This window comes from Streptomyces sp. NPDC032745 (genome assembly GCF_055579465.1).
Genome location: NZ_JBVING010000001.1, coordinates 594,212 through 617,587 on the forward strand (window position 1 = coordinate 594,212; position 23,376 = coordinate 617,587).

Sequence of the window (23,376 nt, forward strand, 5' to 3'; positions counted from 1 at the left end):
GTTACTCTCAAGTGTGCAGCCGAAGCCGCCATGGCTCGGTGCTCAGTGTCCCCATCCGGGACCACCTTTCTTCCGGGAGCCTCCCCGACTGCTTTGATCGCTTCCAGCAGTTTCGAGCACGCTCCGGAATCGGCGTGACATTCCCACGCTTCCAGCTCGGGGGCTTCTCGCCGGAACCACCCATGCACGTTTCTCTCCGCCGTATCTCTACCGGCGGACCACCGCCCCGGCCGCGGTCCACGACCCATCAAGTCATGGCCCGTTGTCGGACAGCACAACCGGTCGCCGAGCCAGACAGGCCGACGTCCGCTCCAGGGAAGGACCCTTCGTGAGCGACACCACCGATCTGATGGGCGCTGCCGACACCAATGTCGACACCAGTGCCCCCGCCGCGGGCGCCGCGGCGACCACTGCCGGACGTCGGCGCCGCTCCGGCACCGGCCTCGAGGGCATGGTCCTGGCCGAGCTGCAGCAGGTCGCGTCGGGCCTCGGAATCAGGGGCACCGCGCGGATGCGCAAGAGCCAGCTGATCGAGGTCATCAAGGAGGCGCAGGCGGGCAGTGGTGCCCCCAAGGCCGCGGCCCCCGCCGCCGACGCCGCCGAGGCCAAGCCGAAGCGCCGCGCCACCAGCAAGGCCCGTACGGGTGAGGCCGCTGCCGAGGCGCCCGCCGAGAAGCCTGCCGCGCAGGCGCAGATCGAGATCCCGGGCCAGCCGGCCTCTGACGACGCCCCGGCCGGCGAGCGCCGCCGCCGTCGGGCCACGGCCCCCTCCGGCAGCCCGGAGACCGCGGCCCCCGCCGCCGTGCAGGTCGAGGCGAAGGCCGAGACCGCCACCACCACCACCGCGACCGCGCCGGCCGAGGTCAAGGCCGAGGCCGCGACCGCCGTCTCCGCGCCCGCCCAGGAGGGCGAGGGCCGCGGCCGGCGTGACCGCCGCGACCGCGGGGACCGTGCCGAGCGCGGCGACCGCCAGCGCGACCGCCGCGACCGCGGTGCCAAGGCCGACGAGCCGGGCCAGGGCGCCCAGGGCCAGGGCCAGGCCGGTCAGGGCGGTGGCCGCGGTGACCGTCAGGACCGCCAGCAGCAGGGCGACCGCCCTGACCGCCAGCAGCAGGGCGGCCGTCAGGACCGTCAGCAGCAGGGCCAGCAGGGCCGCCAGGACAACGGCCCGCAGGACGACTTCGACGACGAGGGCGGTCGTCGCGGCCGGCGCGGCCGCTACCGCGACCGCCGTGGCCGTCGTGGCCGCGACGAGTTCGCGCCGAACGAGCCGCAGGTCGCCGACGACGACGTCCTGATCCCCGTCGCGGGCATCCTGGACATCCTCGACAACTACGCGTTCATCCGGACCTCGGGCTACCTGCCCGGCCCCAACGACGTGTACGTCTCCCTCGCCCAGGTCCGCAAGGCGGGTCTGCGCAAGGGCGACCACACCACCGGTGCCGTGCGCCAGCCCAAGGACGGCGAGCGCCGCGAGAAGTTCAACGCCCTCGTGCGTCTGGACTCGGTGAACGGCATGGCGCCCGAATCCGGCCGCGGCCGACCGGAGTTCCAGAAGCTGACCCCGCTGTACCCCCAGGACCGGCTCCGTCTGGAGACCGACCCGGGCGTGCTGACGACCCGCATCATCGACCTCGTGTCGCCGATCGGCAAGGGCCAGCGAGGCCTGATCGTGGCCCCGCCGAAGACCGGCAAGACGATGATCATGCAGGCGATCGCCAACGCGATCACCACGAACAACCCCGAGTGCCACCTGATGGTCGTCCTGGTCGACGAGCGTCCGGAAGAGGTCACCGACATGCAGCGGTCGGTCAAGGGCGAGGTCATCTCCTCGACCTTCGACCGCCCGGCCGAGGACCACACCACCGTCGCCGAGCTGGCCATCGAGCGCGCCAAGCGCCTCGTCGAGCTGGGTCACGACGTGGTCGTCCTGCTGGACTCCATCACCCGTCTGGGCCGCGCGTACAACCTCGCGGCGCCCGCCTCCGGCCGCATCCTGTCCGGTGGTGTCGACTCGACCGCGCTGTACCCGCCGAAGCGCTTCTTCGGTGCCGCGCGCAACATCGAGGACGGCGGCTCGCTGACCATCCTGGCCACCGCGCTGGTCGACACCGGCTCGCGCATGGACGAGGTGATCTTCGAGGAGTTCAAGGGCACCGGCAACATGGAGCTCAAGCTCGACCGCAAGCTCGCCGACAAGCGCATCTTCCCGGCCGTCGACGTCGACCCGTCGGGCACCCGCAAGGAGGAGATCCTCCTCAACAGCGAGGAGCTCGCCATCGTCTGGAAGCTGCGCCGGGTGCTGCACGCGCTCGACTCGCAGCAGGCCATCGAGCTCCTGCTCGACAAGATGAAGCAGACGAAGTCGAACGCCGAGTTCCTGATGCAGATCGCCAAGACGACCCCGTCGGGCAAGAACGACGACTGACCGTCGCCGCACCGCATCACCGAGGCCGCCCCCACCGCACTCGCGGTGGGGGCGGTTCCGCGTTTTCGGTGTGTTTTCGGGCGTCTCGGCGCCTTTTCCGCAGGTGCGAGTTTCGCCACACTCGCGGTTTTCGTGAACCTCGCAGCCGTGGCGTGCGTCCCTCCGGGAAACCGCAGGTGGGCGGGGTGCCACGGCGTGCTCCTCCCGCCCCGGCCACCGGAGTGCACCCGGCACGGGGCCCGTGCCGGCCGTGGAACCCTGGACGGCGTTCGGCCGTCTGTGTCAGGGGGCGGTGCAGGGAGGCCACTGGGCCGGGCATCCGGCCGGGAACGCATTCAGGACTGAGGAGAGCATGAGCGAGGACAGCAGTGGCAGCGGCCGGCGTGCCGCGGGCCGGCGCCGACGGAAACCCGCGAAGGGGCGCAGGGCCCTCGTCATCGCCGCGTGGAGCGCCGCCGGTGTGGTCCTCCTGGGCGGGGCGGGTCTCGGCTGGTTCTACTTCCACCTGAACGGGAACCTGAAGACGGTCGACATCGACCAGGCGCTCGGCACCGACCGCCCGCAGAACGTGGACAACGGCTCGATGGACATCCTCGTCCTCGGCTCGGACTCCCGCGGCGGCGCGAATTCCGAGTACGGCCCGGACGACGGCGGCTCGGCCCGCTCCGACACGGCGATGATCGTCCACCTGTACGACGGCCACAAGAAGGCCACCGTCGTCTCGATCCCGCGCGACACCATGGTCAACCGGCCGGCGTGCACGCTGAGCAACGGCAAGACCGACCGCGGCAGCTCGCGCTCGCAGTTCAACGAGTCGTTCACCATCGGCGGGGCCGCCTGCGCGGTCAAGACCGTCGAGAAGATGTCGGGGATCCGCATGGACCACTACATCGAGGTCGACTTCACGGGCTTCAAGAAGATCATCGACAACCTCGGCGGCGTCGAGCTGACCACCACCAAGCCGATCAAGGACTACGGGAGCCACCTCGACCTCCCGGCCGGCCCGAACAAGCTGAACGGCGAGCAGGCCCTCGGCCTCGTACGGACCCGCAAGACGGTCGGCGACGGCTCCGACCTGGGCCGAATACAGCTGCAGCAGGCGTTCATGAAGGCCCTGATCAAGCAGGTCAAGGGCATAGGCGTCTTCGACAACCCCAAGCGGCTGCTCGACCTCGCCGACACCGGCACCAAGGCGCTCACCACCGACAAGTCGCTCGGCGACGTGAAGTCCCTGATGGGCTTCGCCCAGAGCCTCCAGGGCATCGACGCCCAGGACATGAAGATGATCACCCTGCCCGTGGGTCCGGACCCCCGCGACTCCGACCGGGTCGCCCCGCTGGCCAAGGAGTCCAAGATGGTCTGGGACGCCCTGCTGGCCGAGCAGCCGGTCCCCGCCGAGGCCACCGCGAACTCCATGGGCGACAAGGGCACGGCCGGCGAGATCGTGAAGTAGACCGCAGAACGCCTGGTCACACGGCTCTCGCCGGAGAGCGGAATAGATGCCGGACCCCCCTGGTTGAGGGAGGCGTCCTCAGAATTTTGACAGGCAGCCCGGTCCTGGCAGACTGGTCTGTCGGCCCCGGTTCACGCAGTGCGCAATTCGGCTCCTGCGACCCGGCGCCCTCCCGAATCTAGGAGACACCTTGAAGCGCGATGTTCACCCCGAGTACGTCGAGACCCAGGTCAGCTGCACCTGTGGCGCGTCGTTCACCACCCGTAGCACCCTGACCGAGGGCACCATCCGTGCCGAGGTCTGCTCCGAGTGCCACCCGTTCTACACGGGCAAGCAGAAGATCCTCGACACCGGTGGCCGTGTCGCCCGCTTCGAGGCCCGCTTCGGCAAGGCTGCCGGCTCGAAGTAGCGAGCCCCCGGCGCCGGACCCCGGCTGCACCCTGTCCACACGGGGGCAGCCGGACCGGCGCCTTTGTCGTCCCGCAGCCCTTTTTCGTACTTTTCACCCCAGGAGCCCCCGATGTTCGAGGCGGTCGAGGAACTGGTCGGCGAGCACGCCGATCTTGAGAAGAAGCTCGCCGACCCTTCGGTCCACTCGGATCAGGCCAACGCGCGCAAGCTCAACAAGCGCTATGCGGAGCTGACCCCGATCGTCGCGACCTTCCGCGCCTGGAAGCAGTCCGCCGAGGACATCGAGACGGCCAAGGAGTTCGCGGCCGACGACCCGGACTTCATTGCCGAGGTGAAGGAACTGAGCGCGCAGCGCGATGAGCTCACCGAGAAGCTCCGCCTGCTGCTCGTCCCGCGCGACCCCAGCGACGACAAGGACGTGCTCCTGGAGATCAAGGCGGGCGCGGGCGGCGACGAGTCCGCCCTGTTCGCCGGCGATCTGCTGCGCATGTACCTGCGCTACGCAGAGCGCGTGGGCTGGAAGACCGAGATCATCGACTCCACCGAGTCAGAGCTCGGCGGCTACAAGGACGTCCAGGTCTCCGTCCGCACCAAGGGCGGCAACGGTGCCACCGAGCCCGGCCAGGGCGTCTGGGCCCGCATGAAGTACGAGGGCGGCGTGCACCGCGTCCAGCGTGTTCCGGCCACCGAGTCCCAGGGCCGCATCCACACCTCCGCCGCCGGCGTGCTCGTCACCCCGGAGGCCGAGGAGGTCGAGGTCGAGATCAACCCCAACGACCTCCGCATCGACGTGTACCGCTCGTCGGGCCCCGGCGGCCAGTCCGTCAACACCACCGACTCGGCCGTGCGCATCACGCACATGCCGACCGGTGTGGTCGCCTCCTGCCAGAACGAGAAGAGCCAGCTCCAGAACAAGGAGCAGGCGATGCGCATCCTCCGGTCGCGCCTGCTGGCCGCGGCCCAGGAGGCCGCCGAGCAGGAGGCCTCCGACGTGCGCCGCAGCCAGGTGCGCTCGGTGGACCGCTCCGAGAAGATCCGTACGTACAACTTCCCGGAAAACCGGATCTCGGACCACCGGACCGGATTCAAGGCGTACAACTTGGACCAGGTGCTCGACGGCGACCTCGATTCGATGATCCAGGCCTGCGTCGACGCGGACTCGGCCGCCAAGCTGGCGTCCGCGCACTGATCCCGCCCGACCTGCTCCACCCCCGCTCCACCCCCGTACGACAGCAGCCCGGAGGACCAGCGTGAACTTGCTGCTTGCCGAGGTGGCCCAGGCCACCCAGCGGCTGGCCGCCGCCGGCGTGCCCTCACCACGCTTCGACGCGGAGGAGCTCGCGGCCTTCGTGCACGGCGTCAAGCGGGGGGAACTGCACCACGTCAAGGACGCGGACTTCGACGCCCGCTACTGGGAGGCCGTCGCCCGCCGCGAGGCGCGCGAGCCGCTCCAGCACATCACCGGCCGCGCCTTCTTCCGGTACCTGGAGCTCCAGGTCGGGCCCGGGGTCTTCGTGCCCCGGCCCGAGACCGAGTCGGTCGTGGACTGGGCCATACAGGCCGTCCGGGCGATGGACGTCGTCGAGCCGCTGATCGTGGACCTGTGCACCGGGTCCGGCGCCATCGCGCTGGCCATGGCGCAGGAGGTGCCGCGCTCGCGCGTGCACGCGGTCGAGCTGTCCGAGGACGCCCTGCGGTGGACCCGCAAGAACGCCGAGGGCTCCCGGGTCACCGTCCACCAGGGCGACGCGCTGAGCGCGCTGCCCGAGCTGGACGGCCAGGTCGACCTGGTGATCTCGAACCCGCCGTACATCCCGCTCACCGAGTGGGAGTACGTGGCCCCCGAGGCCCGCGACCACGACCCGGAGATGGCCCTCTTCTCCGGCGAGGACGGCCTCGACACCATCCGCGGCATCGAGCGCACCGCGCACCGGCTGCTGCGGCCCGGCGGCATCGTCGTCATCGAGCACGCCGACACCCAGGGCGGCCAGGTCCCGTGGATCTTCGCGGAGGAGCGCGGCTGGGCCGACGCCGCCGACCATCCCGACCTGAACAACCGCCCGCGCTTCGCCACCGCCCGCAAGGCCCTGCCGTGACGGGCGCGACCCACCCCGCCACCCCCCTGCTGCACGAGGAGTCCCGCTGATGGCCCGGCGATACGACTGCAACGACGCGACGGACCGCAAGACGGGTCTGCGTGAAGCCGCATCCGCCGTGCGCCGCGGCGAGCTTGTCGTGCTGCCCACCGACACCCTCTACGGGATCGGCGCGGACGCCTTCAGCGCAGAGGCCGTCGGTGACCTGCTCGCCGCCAAGGGGCGCGGCCGCAACATGCCGACCCCGGTGCTCATCGGCTCCCCGAACACGCTGCACGGCCTCGTCACGGACTTCTCCGAGCAGGCCTGGGAGCTGGTCGACGCCTTCTGGCCGGGCGCGCTGACGCTGGTCGCCAAGCACCAGCCCTCGCTCGCCTGGGACCTGGGGGAGACCCGCGGCACCGTCGCCGTCCGCATGCCGCTGCACCCCGTCGCCATCGAGCTGCTCACCGAGGTCGGCCCGATGGCCGTGTCCTCGGCGAACCTGACCGGGCACCCGGCGCCGGAGGACTGCGACGCGGCGCGCGAGATGCTGGGCGACTCCGTGTCCGTGTACCTGGACGGCGGTCCGACGCCCGGGATCCAGCCCTCGTCGATCGTCGACGTCACCGGGAAGGTTCCCGTCCTGCTGCGCGAGGGGGCGCTGACCGCCGCGCAGCTGCGGGAGGTCGTACCCGACCTCGAGGTGGCCCCGTGAGCCCTCAGGGGCGTGGCATAGCAAGCGGGCACACCTCCGGCGGCAGCCACGGCTGGGGGGACCCCCACCCGGCGGGCGCCGGCGGGGACACGTTCCGCATCCTCCACGTCAGCACCGGCAACGTGTGCCGCTCACCCATCACCGAGCGGCTGACCCGGCATGCACTGGCGCACCGGCTGGGGGGAATCCCGGCGAGCGACCTGATCGTGGAGAGCGCGGGGACCTGGGGCCACGAGGGTGCCCCGATGGAGGCGAACGCGGCGGCCGTGCTCGCGGACTTCGGTGCGGACGCCTCCGGTTTCACCGGGCGGGAGCTGCTCGACGAGCACGTCATACGCGCCGACCTGGTGCTGACCGCCACGCGCGACCACCGTGCGCAGGTCATCTCGATGGGGCATTCGGCGGGGCTGCGGACGTTCACACTGAAGGAGTTCACGCGGCTGGTGCGGGCCATAGATCCGGCCACGCTGCCGCCGCTGGACGACGGCGTCGCCGAGCGGGCCCGTGCCCTGGTGCGGGCTGCGGCCGCACTTCGCGGGTGGCTGCTGGCGCCTTCGCCCGACGCGGACGAGGTGTACGACCCGTACGGGGCGCCGATCACCTTCTTCCGCTCGATCGGCGACGAGATCAACCAGGCGCTCGACCCGGTGGTCACGGCCCTGACGGGCGTCACCACTCCGCACTGACGGGCAGATCCGGCCACGCCGGCGTTCGAGGCGCGACGGTTCGGGGCCGGCCCCCGACACCGGCGCCGACACCCGGCAGCCGCTCGCAGGGCGGGATCGGGGGCGCAGGCCTAGAGTGGCGGGTACCGGGACAGCCCACTGGAGTCGCGCCATGAGCGTCATCACCCCGCCCACGGACCTGCTGCGGCAGCAGGATCCGCAGATGGCCGACGTGCTCGCTGGGGAGGCGCACCGCCAGGCCACCACCCTGCAGCTGAGCGCCGCCGAGAACTTCACCTCGCCCGCCGTGCTCGCAGCGCTCGGCTCGGCGCTCGCCAACAAGTACGCCGAGGGCTATCCCGGCCATCGCTACCACGGCGGCTGCGAGTACGCCGACCTCGCCGAAGGGCTGGCCGTCGAGCGGGCCCGCGCGCTGTTCGGGGTCGAGCACGCCAACGTGCAGCCGCATTCCGGTTCCGCTGCCGTGCTGGCCGCGTACGCCGCGCTGCTGCGGCCCGGGGACACCGTGCTGGCGATGGGGCTCCAGTACGGGGGGCACCTCACCCACGGTTCGCCGGCCAACTTCTCCGGACGCTGGTTCGACTTCGTCGGGTACGGGGTCGACGCCGAGAGCGGCCTCATCGACTACCGGCAGGTGCAGGAGCTGGCGCGGACGCACCGCCCCAAGGCGATCGTCTGCGGGTCGATCTCCTACTCGCGGCACCCGGAGTACTCGGTGTTCCGGGAGATCGCCGACGAGGTCGGGGCGTACCTCATCGCGGACGCCGCCCATCCGATCGGGCTCGTCGCCGGCGGCGCCGCGCCCAGCCCCGTCCCGTACGCCGACATCGTCTGTGCGACGACCCACAAGGTGCTGCGCGGCCCGCGCGGCGGGATGGTCCTGTGCGGCGCCGAGTTCGCCGAGCGGATCGACCGGGCGGTGTTCCCCTTCACCCAGGGCGGCGCCCAGATGCACACCATCGCCGCGAAGGCGGTGGCCTTCGGCGAGGCCGCGGCGCCCGCGTTCACCACGTACGCCCATCGGGTGGTGGCCAATGCCCGGGTGCTGGCCGATGCGCTCGCGGCCAACGGCTTCGCGGTGACGACGGGCGGCACCGACACCCATCTGATCACTGCCGACCCGGCCCCGCTCGGCGTCGACGGTCCGACCGCCCGCGGCCGGCTCGCCGCCGCCGGGATCGTGCTGGACACCTGCGCCCTCCCGTACGGGGACCAGCGCGGGATCCGGCTCGGTACGGCGGCCGTCACCACCCAGGGCATGCGGGAGCCCGAGATGGCCCGGATCGCCGCCCTGTTCACCGCCGCACTGCGCGGGGAGGGTGCGAACACCCGCGCGGAAGTGGCCGAGCTGACGCGCGGATTTCCCCCGTACAGGGAGTAATGGGGACAAGCGGGGCGTACCGCAACCGGGATACCGCCCCCTCGCGTCCTCGGTGAGGGGTACATCGCAGCTAATGTGTGGGGCTGAGATGGCCGGCGATACATCTGGGGCAGCCCGTGCGTGAATATCTGCTGACGCTTTGCGTCACGGTCGCGGTGACCTACCTGCTCACCGGGCCCGTGCGGAAGTTCGCGATCGCGGCCGGTGCGATGCCGGAGATCCGCGCCCGCGACGTGCACCGCGAGCCCACTCCGCGGCTCGGCGGCATCGCCATGTTCGGCGGACTGTGCGCGGGGCTCCTGGTCGCGGACCACCTGCGCAACCTCAACGGCGTCTTCGAGCTGTCGAACGAACCGCGGGCGCTGCTCTCCGGAGCGGCCCTGATCTGGCTGATCGGCGTGCTCGACGACAAGTTCGAGATCGACGCCCTGATCAAGCTGGGCGCGCAGATGATCGCCGCCGGTGTGATGGTCATGCAGGGCCTGACCATCCTGTGGATCCCCGTCCCGGGCATCGGGACGGTGGCGCTGACCCAGTGGCAGGGCAACCTGCTCACCGTCGCCCTCGTCGTGATCACCATCAACGCGGTGAACTTCGTGGACGGGCTCGACGGCCTGGCCGCCGGCATGGTCTGCATCGCCGCCGCGGCGTTCTTCCTGTACTCGTACCGGATCTGGTTCGGCTACGGGATCGAGGCGGCCGCGCCCGCGACGCTGTTCGCCGCGATCCTGATGGGCATGTGCCTGGGCTTCCTGCCGCACAACATGCATCCGGCCCGGATCTTCATGGGCGACTCCGGATCGATGCTCATCGGCCTGGTGCTCGCCGCCGCCGCGATCTCGATCACCGGGCAGGTGGACCCGGACACCATGGCCCTGTTCGTCGGCGGTGAGCGCAACACGGTGCACGCGATGATCCCGGTCTTCATTCCGCTTCTGCTGCCGCTGACGATCATCGCCATCCCGATGGCGGACCTGATCCTGGCCATCGTGCGGCGTACGTGGAAGGGCCAGTCGCCGTTCGCGGCCGACCGCGGGCACCTGCACCACCGACTGCTGGAACTCGGGCATTCGCACAGCCGCGCGGTGCTGATCATGTACTTCTGGTCGGGGCTGATCGCCTTCGGCGCGGTGGCCTACTCGGTGCACTCCGCCTCGATGTGGATCGTGCTCGCCATCGTCGCGCTGAGTGCGGTGGGCCTGGTCCTGCTGCTCCTGCCGCGCTTCACCCCGCGCGCCCCGCGGTGGGCCGAGGGTCTGGTCCCGCCGCGCTACCGGCACGCGGAGCGCGCGGCCGAGGCGGCCGCGCAGGATGCCTCGGGCCGCGAGCCGGAGCCCGCCAGGCCGGTCAGGGTCGGCGTCTCGGGCGTCAACGGAGCGACCGCGGTAGGCCCCCGTTCGCGCTTCCCCGACCGGCGTAAGGCTGAGTCGACGCGCTGACGCCGGCGGTGCATGTCGGACATGAACGGCCTTTACCACACACAACGACGGCTTGTCGCGCACACACGGGCGGGTTAGCTCTCATGTGTGACAGTCAGCACACTCCGCAGGTAAAGCTCTCATCAAATAGTTTGTGATACCGTTCACTAAACCCGGCGACAGAGCCGAAGGACCGTAGTGCGACGGTCCATTGGCCCGAGGCTCGATCTCGGCCCGGGCTTACGCTCGTCCCGTACGAGTCCCGTATACCCCCACCACCACGCGGAGCCATGCGCCATGCTGTCCGATGACGCCCGATCCCTTCTGCATACCGCGGTACCCACTGCTGCCGCCGGCGCCATCGCCGCAATCGTCAGCGGTGTCGTCGCGGGCAGCAAGGGGGCGATCGGGGCTGTCATTGCGACTCTGGTCGTGATTCTTTTCATGGGGATCGGCTTCGTCGTCCTGCAACGCACGGCGCGATCGCTGCCGCACCTGTTTCAGATGATGGGTCTCGTCCTGTACACGACCCAGATTCTGCTGCTCTTCGTCTTCGTCGCCGTCTTCCGGGACACGACGTTGTTCAACCCCAAGGCATTCGCGATCACACTCGTCGCAGCGACGCTTGTCTGGATCGCTGCGCAAGCGCGCGCGCACATGAAGGCCAAGATCCTTTACGTCGAGCCCGAAGCCGCCAAGGGTGACAAGGGTGACAAGCCCGAAAACACGGGGTCCTCGTCGTGAACGGTAGGGGCGGAATAAGTGCTCGTTCGAGATCCTGCTATCGTCCGGTGCCAACTGCGGCATCGCGGGCGCGGGCATCTGAGCTGACGCCTGCTCAATCGCGAGGCTCTGTGCCTGCAAGCCGCCCCCACATCCGTAAGACCAGTCCCGTGCCGAACCGCGGCTGCGCGCCGCGCCGACACAACGAGGTTGCCGTACCTATGCGCCACGCTGAAGGAGCCCGCGGTGAGTGCTGACCCGACGCAGGTGCTCGCCTTCGAGACCGATTGCCACATCTTCGACGGCTGTGGCTTCCCGGCTCCTGGCCTGCACTCGTTCATGTTCGAGCCGATCTTCGGCGATGCGAACAGCAACGTCTATTTCAACAAGACGATGCTGCTCGCCCTGCTCGGGTCCGTCGTCATCGTCGGATTCTTCTGGGCGGCATTCCGCAAGCCGAAGCTGGTTCCCGGAAAGCTCCAGATGGTCGGCGAGGCCGGCTACGACTTCGTGCGCCGCGGCATCGTCTACGAGACCCTGGGCAGGAAGGAAGGAGAGAAGTACGTCCCCTTCATGGTGGCGACCTTCTTCTTCGTCTGGATGATGAACCTCTGGTCGATCATCCCGCTCGCCCAGTTCCCGGTGACCTCGGTCATCGCGTACCCGGCCGCCCTTGCCCTCGTCATCTACTTCATGTGGATGTCGGTGACGTTCAAGCGCCACGGGTTCGTCGGCGGTCTCAAGAACCTCACGGGCTACGACAAGTCGCTCGGCGGGATCCTGCCGCTGGTCATGCTCATCGAGTTCTTCTCGAACGTGATCGTCCGCCCGTTCACGCACGCGGTCCGTCTGTTCGCGAACATGTTCGCCGGTCACACCCTGCTGCTGCTCTTCACGATCGCCAGCTGGTACCTGCTGAACGGCATCGGCATCGCCTACGCCAGTGTGTCGTTCGTGATGGTCATCGTCATGACCGCGTTCGAGCTCTTCATCCAGGCTGTCCAGGCCTACGTCTTCGTGCTGCTGGCCTGCAGCTTCATTCAGGGCGCCGTCGCCGAGCACCACTGACCGCCCACCCCCAAACCATCAGACGTCCGGTGGCCAACCCCCACCGGTCCATGAAAGAGAAGGAAGAACCGGCATGTCCGCTCTCGCGCAGACCCTCGCCGCTGGCGTCGAAATCAAGGGCAACCTCGGCTCGATCGGCTACGGCCTCGCCGCCATCGGCCCCGGCGTCGGCGTCGGCATCATCTTCGGTAACGGCACCTCGGCCCTGGCCCGCCAGCCCGAGGCCGCCGGCCTGATCCGCGCCAACCAGATCCTCGGTTTCGCCTTCTGTGAGGCGCTCGCCCTCATCGGTCTGGTCATGCCGTTCGTCTACCCGACCAGCTGATCCGGTAGCGAACAGACCCTTTAGACGGAAGGCACTGATGTGAACCCTCTGGTTCAGCTCGCGGCGGAAGAGGCGGAAAACCCCCTCATCCCGCCGATCCCCGAGCTGGTCATCGGTCTGATCGCCTTCGTCATCGTCTTCGGTTTCCTCGCGAAGAAGCTCCTCCCGAACATCAACAAGGTTCTGGAAGAGCGTCGCGAGACCATCGAGGGCGGTATCGAAAAGGCGGAAGCCGCTCAGACCGAGGCCCAGAGCGTGCTGGAGCAGTACAAGGCCCAGCTCGCCGAAGCCCGGCACGAGGCCGCGCGCCTGCGCCAGGAAGCGCTGGAGCAGGGCACTGCGCTCAAGGAAGAACTGCGCGCAGAGGGCCAGCGGCAGCGTGAGGAGATCATCGCTGCCGGCCACGCCCAGATCGCGGCCGACCGCAAGGCTGCCTCGCAGGCACTGCGTCAGGACGTTGGCAAGCTCGCCACCGACCTGGCCGGAAAGCTCGTCGGCGAGTCCCTCGAGGACCACGCCCGGCAGAGCCGCACCATCGACCGCTTCCTCAGCGAGCTCGAGGAGAAGGCCGAGGCGGCCCGATGAACGGAGCGAGCCGCGAGGCGCTGGCCTCCGCGCGCGAGCGTCTCGACGCGCTGACGGACAACACGTCCGTCGACGCGGCGAAGCTCGCCGGTGAGCTGGCTGCCGTCACCGCGCTGCTCGACCGTGAGGTCTCGCTGCGTCGGGTCATCACGGACCCGGCGCAGTCCGGCGAGGCCAAGGCCGAGCTGGTGCGTCGACTGCTGGGTACCCAGGTCGGCGGGGAAACCCTCGACCTGGTGTCGGGCATGGCCCGGTCCCGCTGGTCGCAGTCCCGCGACCTGGTGGACTCGCTCGAGGAGCTGTCGGCCACCGCCGACCTCACGGCGGCCCAGCAGACCGGTGCGCTCGACGACGTCGAGGACGAGCTGTTCCGCTTCGGCCGGATCGTCGTCTCGAACACCGAGCTGCGTTCCGCGCTGACCGACCGGGCGGCCACCGCCTCCGCGAAGAGCACGCTGCTGCGCAGCCTGCTCGGCGGCAAGGCGAACGCCGTCACCGAGCGTCTCGTCACGCGTCTCGTCACGCACCCGCGTGGACGTAGCCTGGAAGCGGGACTCGAGTCCCTCTCCAAGCTCGCCGCCGAGCGCCGTGACCGCATGGTCGCCACCGTGACCAGCGCGGTTCCGCTCAGCGACGTGCAGAAGCAGCGTCTCGGCGCGGTGCTGGCCAAGCTGTACGGCCGCCAGATGCACCTGAACCTCGACGTGGACCCCGCGGTCCTCGGCGGGATCTCGGTGCGAGTCGGCGACGAGGTCATCGACGGCACCATCGCGGACCGCCTCGACGAGGCGTCGCGCCGCATGGCCGGCTGACCAGCCACCAAATTAGAACAACGCATTTCCAGCGGCCCGGTTGGGCCGTGCAGAACTTGCAGAAGATTCCTGGGGGTCGCCCCCAGACCCCTAAGAAGCTTCAGGCCCAACAAGGAGAGCAGGGAACCCAGATGGCGGAGCTCACGATCCGGCCGGAGGAGATCCGGGACGCACTGGAGAACTTTGTCCAGTCGTACCAGCCGGACGCGGCCTCGCGCGAGGAGGTCGGAACGGTCAGCGTTGCCGGCGACGGCATCGCGAAGGTGGAGGGCCTGCCCTCCGCCATGGCGAACGAGCTGCTGAAGTTCGAGGACGGCACCCTCGGTCTCGCCCTCAACCTCGAGGAGCGCGAGATCGGTGCGGTCGTCCTCGGCGAGTTCAGCGGTATCGAGGAGGGCCAGCCGGTGCAGCGCACCGGTGAGGTGCTCTCCGTCGGCGTCGGCGAGGGCTACCTCGGCCGCGTCGTCGACCCGCTCGGCAACCCGATCGACGGTCTCGGCGAGATCGCGACCGAAGGCCGTCGCGCCCTCGAGCTGCAGGCTCCGGGCGTCATGGTCCGCAAGTCGGTCCACGAGCCCATGCAGACCGGCTACAAGGCCATCGACGCCATGGTGCCCGTCGGCCGTGGTCAGCGTCAGCTGATCATCGGCGACCGTCAGACCGGCAAGACCGCGCTGGCCGTCGACACGATCATCAACCAGCGCGACAACTGGCGCTCGGGCGACGTGAACAAGCAGGTCCGCTGCATCTACGTCGCCATCGGCCAGAAGGGCTCGACCATCGCGTCCGTTCGCGGCGCCCTGGAAGACGCCGGCGCGCTCGAGTACACGACGATCGTCGCCGCCCCGGCGTCCGACCCGGCCGGCTTCAAGTACCTGGCGCCGTACACCGGTTCCGCCATCGGCCAGCACTGGATGTACGCCGGCAAGCACGTCCTGATCATCTTCGACGACCTGTCGAAGCAGGCCGACGCCTACCGCGCCGTGTCGCTGCTGCTGCGCCGCCCGCCGGGCCGCGAGGCCTACCCGGGTGACGTCTTCTACCTGCACTCCCGTCTGCTGGAGCGCTGCGCGAAGCTGTCCGACGACATGGGCGCCGGTTCGATGACCGGTCTGCCGATCGTCGAGACCAAGGCGAACGACGTGTCGGCGTTCATCCCGACCAACGTCATCTCCATCACCGACGGCCAGTGCTTCCTGGAGTCCGACCTGTTCAACGCGGGCCAGCGCCCGGCGCTGAACGTCGGTATCTCGGTCTCCCGCGTCGGTGGCTCCGCCCAGCACAAGGCCATGAAGCAGGTTTCCGGCCGTCTGCGCCTGGACCTCGCCCAGTACCGTGAGCTGGAGGCGTTCGCCGCCTTCGGTTCCGACCTGGACGCCGCGTCGAAGGCTTCGCTGGAGCGCGGCAAGCGTCTGGTCGAGCTGCTGAAGCAGGGCCAGTACCAGCCGATGCCCGTCGAGGAGCAGGTCGTCTCCGTCTGGGCCGGCACCACCGGCAAGATGGACGACGTCCCGGTCACCGACATCCGTCGCTTCGAGTCGGAGCTGCTGGAGCACCTGCGCCGCGAGCGCAAGGACCTCCTCACCTCCATCGCCGACGGCGGCAAGATGTCGGACGACACCCTGTCCTCCATCGCTGACGCCATCGCCGGCTTCAAGCGCCAGTTCGAGACCTCGGACGGCAAGCTCCTGGGCGAGGACGCACCGGCCGTCAACGTCTCCAAGTGACGACGGAAGGGACCTGACTCATGGGAGCGCAGCTCCGGGTCTACAAGCGTCGCATCCGTGCCATCACGGCGACCAAGAAGATCACCAAGGCGATGGAGATGATCGCCGCCTCGCGCATCGTCAAGGCGCAGCGCAAGGTGGCGGCGTCGACGCCGTACGCGACCGAGCTCACCCGTGCGGTGACCGCGGTGGCGACGGGCTCGAACACCAAGCACGCCCTGACGACCGAGGTCGAGCAGCCGACCCGTGCCGCGATCCTGCTCATCACGAGCGACCGCGGTCTGGCCGGCGGCTACTCCTCGAACGCCATCAAGCAGGCGGAGCGGCTCACCGAGCGGCTGCGCGGCGAGGGCAAGGAGGTCGACACGTACATCGTCGGCCGTAAGGGTGTGGCCTACTACGCCTTCCGCGAGCGCAAGGTCGCGGATTCGTGGACCGGCTTCACCGACAGCCCGGCCTACGCCGACGCCAAGCGCGTCGCCGGACCGCTGATCGAGGCCATCCAGCTGGACACGGCCGAGGGCGGCGTCGACGAGCTGCACGTCGTCTACACGGAATTCGTGTCGATGATGACGCAGAACGCGGTGGACGGCCGGATGCTGCCGCTCAGCCTCGACCAGGCTCAGGACGAGGACGGTGCGAAGGGCGAGATCCTTCCGCTGTTCGACTTCGAGCCGTCGGCGGAGGACGTCCTCGACGCCCTGCTGCCGCGCTACGTCGAGAGCCGTATCTACAACGCACTGCTGCAGTCGGCTGCTTCCGAGCACGCCGCCCGCCGCCGCGCGATGAAGTCGGCGACCGACAACGCCGGGGATCTCATCAAGAGCCTCTCCCGGCTTGCCAACGCGGCCCGCCAGGCCGAAATCACCCAGGAAATCAGCGAGATCGTCGGTGGCGCGAGCGCCATGGCTGACGCGACCGCGGGGAGTGACAAGTAATGACGACCACTGTTGAGACGGCCGCCGCCACGGGCCGCGTCGCCCGGGTCATCGGCCCGGTCGTCGACGTGGAGTTCCCCGTCGACGCCATGCCCGAGATCTACAACGCCCTCAAGGTCCAGGTCGCAGACCCGGCCGAGGACGGCAAGCTCAAGACCCTGACCCTCGAGGTCGCGCAGCACCTGGGTGACGGCCTCGTCCGTACCATCTCGATGCAGCCGACCGACGGTCTGGTCCGCCAGGCCCCGGTGACCGACACGGGCGAGGGCATCACCGTCCCCGTCGGTGACTTCACCAAGGGCAAGGTGTTCAACACCCTGGGTGAGGTGCTCAACTACCCCGAGGCGAACGCCGAGGTCACCGAGCGCTGGCCGATCCACCGCAAGGCGCCCCGCTTCGACGAGCTCGAGTCGAAGACCGAGATGTTCGAGACCGGCGTCAAGGTCATCGACCTTCTCACCCCGTACGTCAAGGGTGGAAAGATCGGTCTGTTCGGTGGTGCCGGTGTCGGCAAGACCGTTCTGATCCAGGAAATGATCTACCGCGTAGCCAACAACCACGATGGTGTGTCGGTGTTCGCGGGCGTCGGTGAGCGTACCCGTGAGGGCAACGACCTCATCGAGGAAATGGCCGACTCGGGCGTCATCGACAAGACGGCGCTTGTCTTCGGCCAGATGGACGAGCCCCCGGGCACCCGTCTTCGCGTCGCGCTTGCCGGTCTGACCATGGCGGAGTACTTCCGCGATGTTCAGAAGCAGGACGTGCTCTTCTTCATTGACAACATCTTCCGTTACACCCAGGCCGGTTCCGAGGTCTCCACGCTGCTCGGCCGCATGCCGTCCGCAGTGGGTTACCAGCCGAACCTGGCTGACGAGATGGGTCTGCTGCAGGAGCGCATCACCTCGACCCGTGGTCACTCGATCACCTCGATGCAGGCGATCTACGTCCCCGCGGACGACCTGACCGACCCGGCGCCGGCGACCACCTTCGCCCACCTCGACGCGACGACGGTTCTCTCCCGTCCGATCTCCGAGAAGGGCATCTACCCGGCCGTGGACCCGCTGGACTCGACGTCCCGCATCCTCGACCCGCGGTACATCGCGGCGGACCACTACGCCACGGCGATGCGCGTCAAGGGGATCCTGCAGAAGTACAAGGACCTCCAGGACATCATCGCGATCCTCGGTATCGACGAGCTGGGCGAGGAGGACAAGCTCGTTGTCCACCGTGCCCGTCGCGTCGAGCGCTTCCTGTCGCAGAACACCCACGTGGCGAAGCAGTTCACCGGCGTGGACGGTTCGGACGTTCCGCTCGACGAGTCGATCACCGCGTTCAACGCGATCTGCGACGGTGACTACGACCACTTCCCCGAGCAGGCGTTCTTCCTGTGCGGTGGCATCGAGGACCTGAAGGCCAACGCCAAGGAGCTGGGCGTCTCCTGAAGCCGCGCTCCTCGCGAGCACTGCTGACTGACGGAGAGGGGCGGGTGTGTCCCGTCCCTCTCCCCACGCCCATTAGAATTTGACCCAACACCCGGCTGACCCGCCGGGTGGTGACCCGAGGAGCCACCTTGGCTGCTGAGCTGCACGTCGAGCTGGTCGCGGCGGACCGCAATGTCTGGTCCGGCGAGGCCACCCTTGTTGTCGCCCGCACCACGTCCGGCGACATCGGCGTCATGCCCGGTCACCAGCCGCTTCTCGGTGTGCTGGAATCGGGCCCGGTGACCATCCGCACCAGCGACGGCAACACCGTCGTCGCCGCGGTGCACGGCGGATTCATCTCGTTCGCGGACAACAAGCTGTCCCTGCTGGCCGAGATCGCCGAGCTCGCTGACGAGATTGACGTCCAGCGGGCGGAGCGGGCACTGGAGCGCGCGAAGTCGGAGGCCGATGCGGCCGCCGAGCGTCGCGCCGATGTCCGGCTGCGCGCGGTAACGGGGCACTGAGCCCCGTACCGAAGAGTGTGCGACCTCAGCCGCGGTCCGTGCTGGAATTTTCCAGACCGGGTCGCGGCTGAGGCGATGTACGTCCGTTTTTCGTTGGTGCGGGATTCGATGAGCGAGGAGGTCGGTGAAGATGCTCCTCGCTCTGCTTGTGAGCGGCCTGGTCGTAGCCCTGGTGGTGATCGGGCTGTTTGTCTTCGGACTGCGCCGCAGACTCATCCAGCGTTCCGGCGGTACCTTCGACTGCAGCCTGCGCTGGGGCGTGTCCGAGGAACCCGACATCTCCGGCAAGGGCTGGGTGTACGGGGTCGCCCGCTACAGCGGTGACCGCATCGAGTGGTTCCGCGTCTTCTCGTACTCCCCGCGGCCGCGCCGGCTGCTGGAGCGCTCCTCCATCGAGGTGGTCGCCCGCCGCGCCCCCGAGGGCGAGGAGGAGCTGGCGCTGCTGTCCGACGCCGTCGTGCTCGGCTGTGTCCACCGCGGGACCCGCCTGGAGCTGGCGATGAGCGAGGACGCACTGACCGGTTTCCTGGCCTGGCTGGAGGCGGCGCCTCCGGGGCAGAGGGTGAACGTCGCCTGACGCGGGCCGTATGACGTGAAGAAGCCGGGGAGACAGGGGGCGGACCCCGTCTCCCCGGCTTCGTCGTTCACCGGTCCCGTGCGTGGGGGCTACTGGAGACCGGTGTGGATCGCGTTCGCCAGTTCGCCGTTCGCGGTGTCGCCGCTGAACTCCCAGAAGAAGGCGCCCTTGAGGCCCTGCTGCTTGGTCCAGCTCATCTTCCCGGCGATGGTGGCGGGGGTGTCGTAGCTCCACCAGTTGCTGCCGCACTTGGCGTAGGCCGTGCCGGCGACGGTCCCGGTGGCCGGGCAGCTGCCCTTCAGCACCTTGTAGTCCTCGATGCCCTGCTCGTACGTGCCCTGCGCGGGCCCGGTGGCGGCGCCGCCGGGGGCGTCCTGCGTGACGCCGGTCCAGCCGCGGCCGTAGAAGCCGATGCCGAGGTTGAGCTTGGAGCCGGCGATGCCCTTGCCCTTGAGCTTGGTGATGGCGGCCTCGGAGTTGAAGCCGGCGGTGGGGATGCCGGCGTACGAGGTGAGCGGGGAGTGCGGGGCGGTCGGGCCCTGCGCCGCCCACGCGCCGAAGAAGTCGTAGGTCATGACGTTGTAGAAGTCGACGTACTGGGAGGCGCCCGCGTAGTCGGCGAGGTCGAGCTTGCCGCCGTTCGAGCCGTCGGCGGAGATCGCGGCGGTCACCAGGTTGCTGCCGCCGAACTTGGTGCGCAGCGCGGACAGCACGTTCTTCAGGGAGGCGGCGCCGCTGGTGTCGCAGGACAGGCCGCAGGCGTTCGGGTACTCCCAGTCGATGTCGATGCCGTCGAAGACGTCCGCCCAGCGCGGGTCCTCGACCAGGCTGTAGCAGGAGTCGGCGAAGGCGGCCGGGTTCGCCGCGGCCTGGCCGAAGCCGCCGGACCAGGTCCAGCCGCCGAAGGACCACAGCACCTTGATGTTCGGGTACTTCGCCTTGAGCTTGCGCAGCTGGTTGAAGTTGCCTCGCAGCGGCTGGTCCCAGTTGTCGGCGACGCCGTCGACGCTCTGGTCGGCGGTGTAGGCCTTGTCGTAGTCGGCGTAGGCGTCACCGATGGTGCACTTGCCGCCCTGGACGTTGCCGAACGCGTAGTTGATGTGGGTGATCTTCGCGGCGGAGCCGGAGGTGACCAGGTTCTTCACGTGGTAGTTGCGCCCGTAGACGCCCCACTCGGTGAAGTAGCCGAGCTTGACCTTGCCGCCCGGGTCCGGGGGCGTGGTGCCGCCGCCGGTCGTGGTGACCGACACGGAGCCGGAGGCCGGGCCCGTCTGGTCGGCGGTGTCGCGGGCGACGACGCTGTACGTGTACGTGGTGCCCTTGGTCAGGCCGGAGTCGGTGTAGCTCGTGCCCGTGACGGTCGCGACCTTGGCCCCGCCGCGGTAGACGTCGTAGTTCTTGACGCCCTTGTCGTCGGTGGCCGCGGCCCAGCCGATGGTCAGCGAGGTGTCGGTGACCCCGCTCGCGGTGGGGGTGCCGGGGGCCGACGGCGGGCTGTCGGTGGGGTTCGAGCCGCCGTCGCAGGAGCCGCCGTTGACCTTGCAGCCGCTGGGCGCGCCGGAGCCGGCGCCGTTGAAGCCGAAGCTGATCGTGGCGCCGGGGGCGAGGGTGCCGTTCCAGCCGACGTTCTTGCCGGTCCAGTGGGTGCCGGAGCTGGTGACGGTGGCGTCCCAGGCCGAGGTGACCGTCGTGCCGGAGGGGTAGTCCCACTCCACGGTCCAGCTGGTGAGGGTGGTGGTGCCGGTGTTCTTCACCGTCCACTTGCCCTCGAAGCCGGTGCCCCAGTCGGAGACCTTCGTGTACGTGGCCGTCGCGGAGGCGGCGGCCTGGGCGGGGCCGGCCAGGGCCACGAGTCCGGCGATCGGCAGGGCGAAGGCGGCCACGGTCGCGGCGAGCCTTCTGAAGAGACGGATGCGGGGTGGGGGTGCTGTGCTCAAGGGTGCTCCTCCGTAGGTCCGTCGTGGCCGTGGGGCCGATCACGACATGGGGGTGGGACCTGCGCCGCCCGTGAGCACGCTTGTCATGGCACGCTCACCACAGTTGCCGCGAGCGTAGAAAGGTCTGGACCAACCGTCAAGAGGTCCAGACCTTCGCTCCAGGAGTCCGCTAGAGGCCCAACTCCTGGGCCAGTACGGCCGCCTGGACCCGGCTGCGCAGCTCGAGCTTCCCCAGCAGTCTGCTGACGTGCGTCTTCACCGTCGCCTCCGCCATCTGCAGCCGCACCGCGATCTCCGCGTTCGACAGGCCCTCGCCCAGAGCCCCGAGCACCTCCCGCTCCCGGCGCGTCAGCGAGGCCACCGCCGCGGCCGTCTCCGGAGCCACGGGCACCTTCACGGGCCGCGGAGTCGCGAACTCGGCGATCAGCCTCCGGGTCACCGCCGGCGCGATCAGACCCTCCCCGCGCGCGACGGTCCGTACCGCCTCGATCAGCTCCGCCGCTTCGGCGTTCTTCAGCAGGAAGCCCGCGGCCCCCGCGCGCAGGGCGCCGAACACGTACTCGTCCAGGTCGAAGGTGGTCAGCACCAGGACGTCGGCCAGCCCTTCCGCGACCACCTGGCGGGTCGCCGACACCCCGTCGAGCCGCGGCATCTGCACGTCCATGAGGACGAGATCCGGCCGCAGCTCCCGCGCCAGGCGCACCGCCTCCTCCCCGTCCGCCGCCTCGCCCGCGACCTCGATGTCGCCCGCGCTGCGCAGGATCAGCACCAGGCCCGCCCGTACCGCGCTCTGGTCCTCGGCCACCACGACCCGGATGCTCATTCCGCCACCGCCTTCTCGTTTGCGGGCAGATCCGCCCGCACCAGCCACACCGATCCGTCCCGGCCCGCCGCGAACTCCCCGCCCAGCAGTTCCGTCCGCTCCCGCATGCCGATCAGCCCGGCTCCCGAGCCGGGGGCGCGGGGGCCCGGGCGATTCCCGTACGGGGAGTCCACCCGTACGGTGAGCAGCCCCCCGGCCGCGCCGTCACGGCTCACGCGCACCCGGACCGTGCCCGGGACGGCGTGCTTGAGGGCGTTCGTCAGCGACTCCTGGACGATCCGGTACGCCGCCAGCTCCACGGGGGCCGGCAGCGGCTCCCCGGGCGGCCGGTCGTCGAGGAGTACGAAGTCCAGCCCGCTCGCGGCGCCGTTGACACGGGCCTGCCCCAGCAGGGCGCCGAGCCCGTCGAGCGAGGGCGTGGCGGCCGCCTCCTGCTCCGCGCCCGCGTCCCGCAGCAGCCCGATCAGCCGGCGCATCTCGGCCAGCCCCTGCACGCTGTTCTCCCGGATCACCCCGAGGGCCTCCCGGCTCGTCGCGGGGGAGTCGATGGAGAGCGCGGCGGTGGAGTGGATGGCGATGGCGGACAGGTGATTGGCCACCATGTCGTGCAGCTCGCGGGCCATCCGGGCGCGCTCGGCGACGACGGCCTGGCTGCGGTCCATCTCCGCCAGCAGCGCGGTCTGCTCGGCGCGCAGCCGGGCGGCCTCGGCGGCCTCGCGGTGGTTGCGCAGGGTGGCGCCGGTCAGGGCCGGGCCGAAGCTCACGATGCCGGTGATCACGCCGATCATCAGGGCCTGCGGGGTGCGCAGCCAGGCCACGGAGGCGATGGTGACGACGATGGTGACCAGGCCGGTGGAGACCGGGAGGCGCCGGGCCATGGCGGGCTTGCCGTAGACGACGGCCGCGTACATCAGGTCCGTGAAGATCAGGACGGTGCCGAGGTTGCCCACGGTGAACTGGTCGGCGACCACCCCGAGGGTGCCGACGGCCAGGGTGACATTGGGCGCGGTGCGGCGCAGCAGCTCCATCGGGCCCAGCACGAGGAGCGGGACCAGGGCCGCCCAGGCAGGGAAGAAGTGCCGGGTGTTCGTGCTGTAGACGCCGAGTGACCAGAGCAGCAGGCCCGCGAGCACGCTGAGCACCGCGAGGAGGACGTCGTCGCGGTGGGGGCGAAAGGTCTTGGCCGGCGCCGTGGCGGTGATGGTCGGGGTCACGGTCCCATCCAACACGGTGGGGCGGCGCCGGACGTCGCCGCCGGGGCGGAGGCCGGGTGGTGCGGCACTACACCGAAGGGTGCAGTCGCGGTTCGTCACCGGCGACGACGAAGCGGCGCGGATCGGACGGGA

Annotated in this window: 22 protein-coding genes; 19 read left to right on the top strand and 3 right to left on the bottom strand. The window is 69.7% G+C overall.

Translation table 11 applies throughout. The annotated features are described in order from the left end of the window. Positions 1 to 328 precede the first annotated feature (328 nt). The 19 genes from rho (at position 329) to ACZ5WG_RS02735 (ending at position 19,270) form a co-directional block, all read left to right on the top strand. The gene (gene rho / locus ACZ5WG_RS02645; protein WP_468720074.1) at positions 329 to 2,428 is read left to right on the top strand and encodes a transcription termination factor Rho; all 2,100 of its coding nucleotides are present in this window, start codon (positions 329 to 331) and stop codon (positions 2,426 to 2,428) included. A 352-nt stretch (positions 2,429 to 2,780) separates the two neighbouring features. Further along, complete coding sequence (locus ACZ5WG_RS02650) at positions 2,781 to 3,881, top strand: LCP family protein (protein ID WP_468720076.1); 1,101 nt, start codon at positions 2,781 to 2,783, stop codon at positions 3,879 to 3,881. Positions 3,882 to 4,071: 190 nt separating this feature from the next. Next, positions 4,072 to 4,290, top strand: coding sequence for a 50S ribosomal protein L31 (gene rpmE, locus ACZ5WG_RS02655; protein ID WP_030153765.1), 219 nt, complete (start codon positions 4,072 to 4,074; stop codon positions 4,288 to 4,290). A 111-nt stretch (positions 4,291 to 4,401) separates the two neighbouring features. After that, positions 4,402 to 5,481 carry a peptide chain release factor 1 gene (gene prfA, locus ACZ5WG_RS02660; protein ID WP_468720078.1) on the top strand — a complete coding sequence of 360 codons (1,080 nt, stop codon included), beginning with the start codon at positions 4,402 to 4,404 and terminating at the stop codon, positions 5,479 to 5,481. Between the two features lie 61 nt (positions 5,482 to 5,542). After that, entirely contained in the window at positions 5,543 to 6,388 is an 846-nt protein-coding gene (gene prmC / locus ACZ5WG_RS02665; RefSeq protein ID WP_254384242.1) for a peptide chain release factor N(5)-glutamine methyltransferase, read from the top strand. Between the two features lie 49 nt (positions 6,389 to 6,437). Further along, positions 6,438 to 7,085, top strand: coding sequence for an L-threonylcarbamoyladenylate synthase (locus ACZ5WG_RS02670; protein WP_468720079.1), 648 nt, complete (start codon positions 6,438 to 6,440; stop codon positions 7,083 to 7,085). Next, on the top strand, positions 7,082 to 7,771 hold the full coding sequence (locus ACZ5WG_RS02675) for an arsenate reductase/protein-tyrosine-phosphatase family protein (protein WP_468720080.1): 690 nt from the start codon (positions 7,082 to 7,084) through the stop codon (positions 7,769 to 7,771). Before ACZ5WG_RS02670 ends, ACZ5WG_RS02675 begins: the two co-directional genes overlap by 4 nt. A gap of 151 nt (positions 7,772 to 7,922) precedes the next feature. After that, positions 7,923 to 9,152: a serine hydroxymethyltransferase gene (locus tag ACZ5WG_RS02680; RefSeq protein WP_468720082.1), complete on the top strand. Its 1,230-nt coding sequence runs from the start codon at positions 7,923 to 7,925 to the stop codon at positions 9,150 to 9,152. A gap of 104 nt (positions 9,153 to 9,256) precedes the next feature. Beyond that, positions 9,257 to 10,591: an MraY family glycosyltransferase gene (locus tag ACZ5WG_RS02685; RefSeq protein WP_468720511.1), complete on the top strand. Its 1,335-nt coding sequence runs from the start codon at positions 9,257 to 9,259 to the stop codon at positions 10,589 to 10,591. Positions 10,592 to 10,867: 276 nt separating this feature from the next. Continuing rightward, complete coding sequence (locus ACZ5WG_RS02690) at positions 10,868 to 11,314, top strand: hypothetical protein (protein ID WP_399243773.1); 447 nt, start codon at positions 10,868 to 10,870, stop codon at positions 11,312 to 11,314. A 225-nt stretch (positions 11,315 to 11,539) separates the two neighbouring features. Continuing rightward, positions 11,540 to 12,361, top strand: a complete 822-nt coding sequence (gene atpB, locus ACZ5WG_RS02695) for a F0F1 ATP synthase subunit A (protein ID WP_266997054.1) — start codon at positions 11,540 to 11,542, stop codon at positions 12,359 to 12,361. 73 nt (positions 12,362 to 12,434) lie between these two features. Continuing rightward, positions 12,435 to 12,686 carry an ATP synthase subunit c family protein gene (locus ACZ5WG_RS02700; protein ID WP_266663691.1) on the top strand — a complete coding sequence of 84 codons (252 nt, stop codon included), beginning with the start codon at positions 12,435 to 12,437 and terminating at the stop codon, positions 12,684 to 12,686. A gap of 39 nt (positions 12,687 to 12,725) precedes the next feature. Continuing rightward, complete coding sequence (locus tag ACZ5WG_RS02705; RefSeq protein WP_362634718.1) at positions 12,726 to 13,271, top strand: F0F1 ATP synthase subunit B; 546 nt, start codon at positions 12,726 to 12,728, stop codon at positions 13,269 to 13,271. Further along, a complete protein-coding gene (locus ACZ5WG_RS02710; protein WP_468720084.1) occupies positions 13,268 to 14,083 on the top strand; it encodes a F0F1 ATP synthase subunit delta in 816 nt (271 codons plus the stop codon). Before ACZ5WG_RS02705 ends, ACZ5WG_RS02710 begins: the two co-directional genes overlap by 4 nt. Before the next feature lie 131 nt (positions 14,084 to 14,214). After that, a complete protein-coding gene (gene atpA, locus ACZ5WG_RS02715) occupies positions 14,215 to 15,810 on the top strand; it encodes a F0F1 ATP synthase subunit alpha (RefSeq protein ID WP_468720086.1) in 1,596 nt (531 codons plus the stop codon). A 20-nt stretch (positions 15,811 to 15,830) separates the two neighbouring features. Further along, positions 15,831 to 16,748, top strand: a complete 918-nt coding sequence (locus tag ACZ5WG_RS02720) for a F0F1 ATP synthase subunit gamma (protein WP_468720087.1) — start codon at positions 15,831 to 15,833, stop codon at positions 16,746 to 16,748. Further along, positions 16,748 to 18,190, top strand: coding sequence for a F0F1 ATP synthase subunit beta (atpD, locus tag ACZ5WG_RS02725; RefSeq protein WP_266842334.1), 1,443 nt, complete (start codon positions 16,748 to 16,750; stop codon positions 18,188 to 18,190). Before ACZ5WG_RS02720 ends, atpD begins: the two co-directional genes overlap by 1 nt. 128 nt (positions 18,191 to 18,318) lie before the next feature. Next, positions 18,319 to 18,693 carry a F0F1 ATP synthase subunit epsilon gene (locus tag ACZ5WG_RS02730; protein WP_266625400.1) on the top strand — a complete coding sequence of 125 codons (375 nt, stop codon included), beginning with the start codon at positions 18,319 to 18,321 and terminating at the stop codon, positions 18,691 to 18,693. A gap of 130 nt (positions 18,694 to 18,823) precedes the next feature. Continuing rightward, positions 18,824 to 19,270: a DUF2550 domain-containing protein gene (locus ACZ5WG_RS02735; protein ID WP_030295266.1), complete on the top strand. Its 447-nt coding sequence runs from the start codon at positions 18,824 to 18,826 to the stop codon at positions 19,268 to 19,270. A gap of 89 nt (positions 19,271 to 19,359) precedes the next feature. Here ACZ5WG_RS02735 and ACZ5WG_RS02740 read toward each other — a convergent pair whose 3' ends face one another. The 3 genes from ACZ5WG_RS02740 to ACZ5WG_RS02750 all read right to left on the bottom strand — a co-directional run bounded on the left by ACZ5WG_RS02740 (position 19,360) and on the right by ACZ5WG_RS02750 (position 23,256). Beyond that, on the bottom strand, positions 19,360 to 21,207 hold the full coding sequence (locus ACZ5WG_RS02740) for a glycosyl hydrolase family 18 protein (protein ID WP_468720089.1): 1,848 nt from the start codon (positions 21,205 to 21,207) through the stop codon (positions 19,360 to 19,362). Positions 21,208 to 21,376: 169 nt separating this feature from the next. Further along, entirely contained in the window at positions 21,377 to 22,030 is a 654-nt protein-coding gene (locus tag ACZ5WG_RS02745; protein ID WP_468720091.1) for a response regulator, read from the bottom strand. Further along, positions 22,027 to 23,256 carry a sensor histidine kinase gene (locus ACZ5WG_RS02750; protein ID WP_468720512.1) on the bottom strand — a complete coding sequence of 410 codons (1,230 nt, stop codon included), beginning with the start codon at positions 23,254 to 23,256 and terminating at the stop codon, positions 22,027 to 22,029. Before ACZ5WG_RS02750 ends, ACZ5WG_RS02745 begins: the two co-directional genes overlap by 4 nt. Positions 23,257 to 23,376 lie beyond the last annotated feature (120 nt).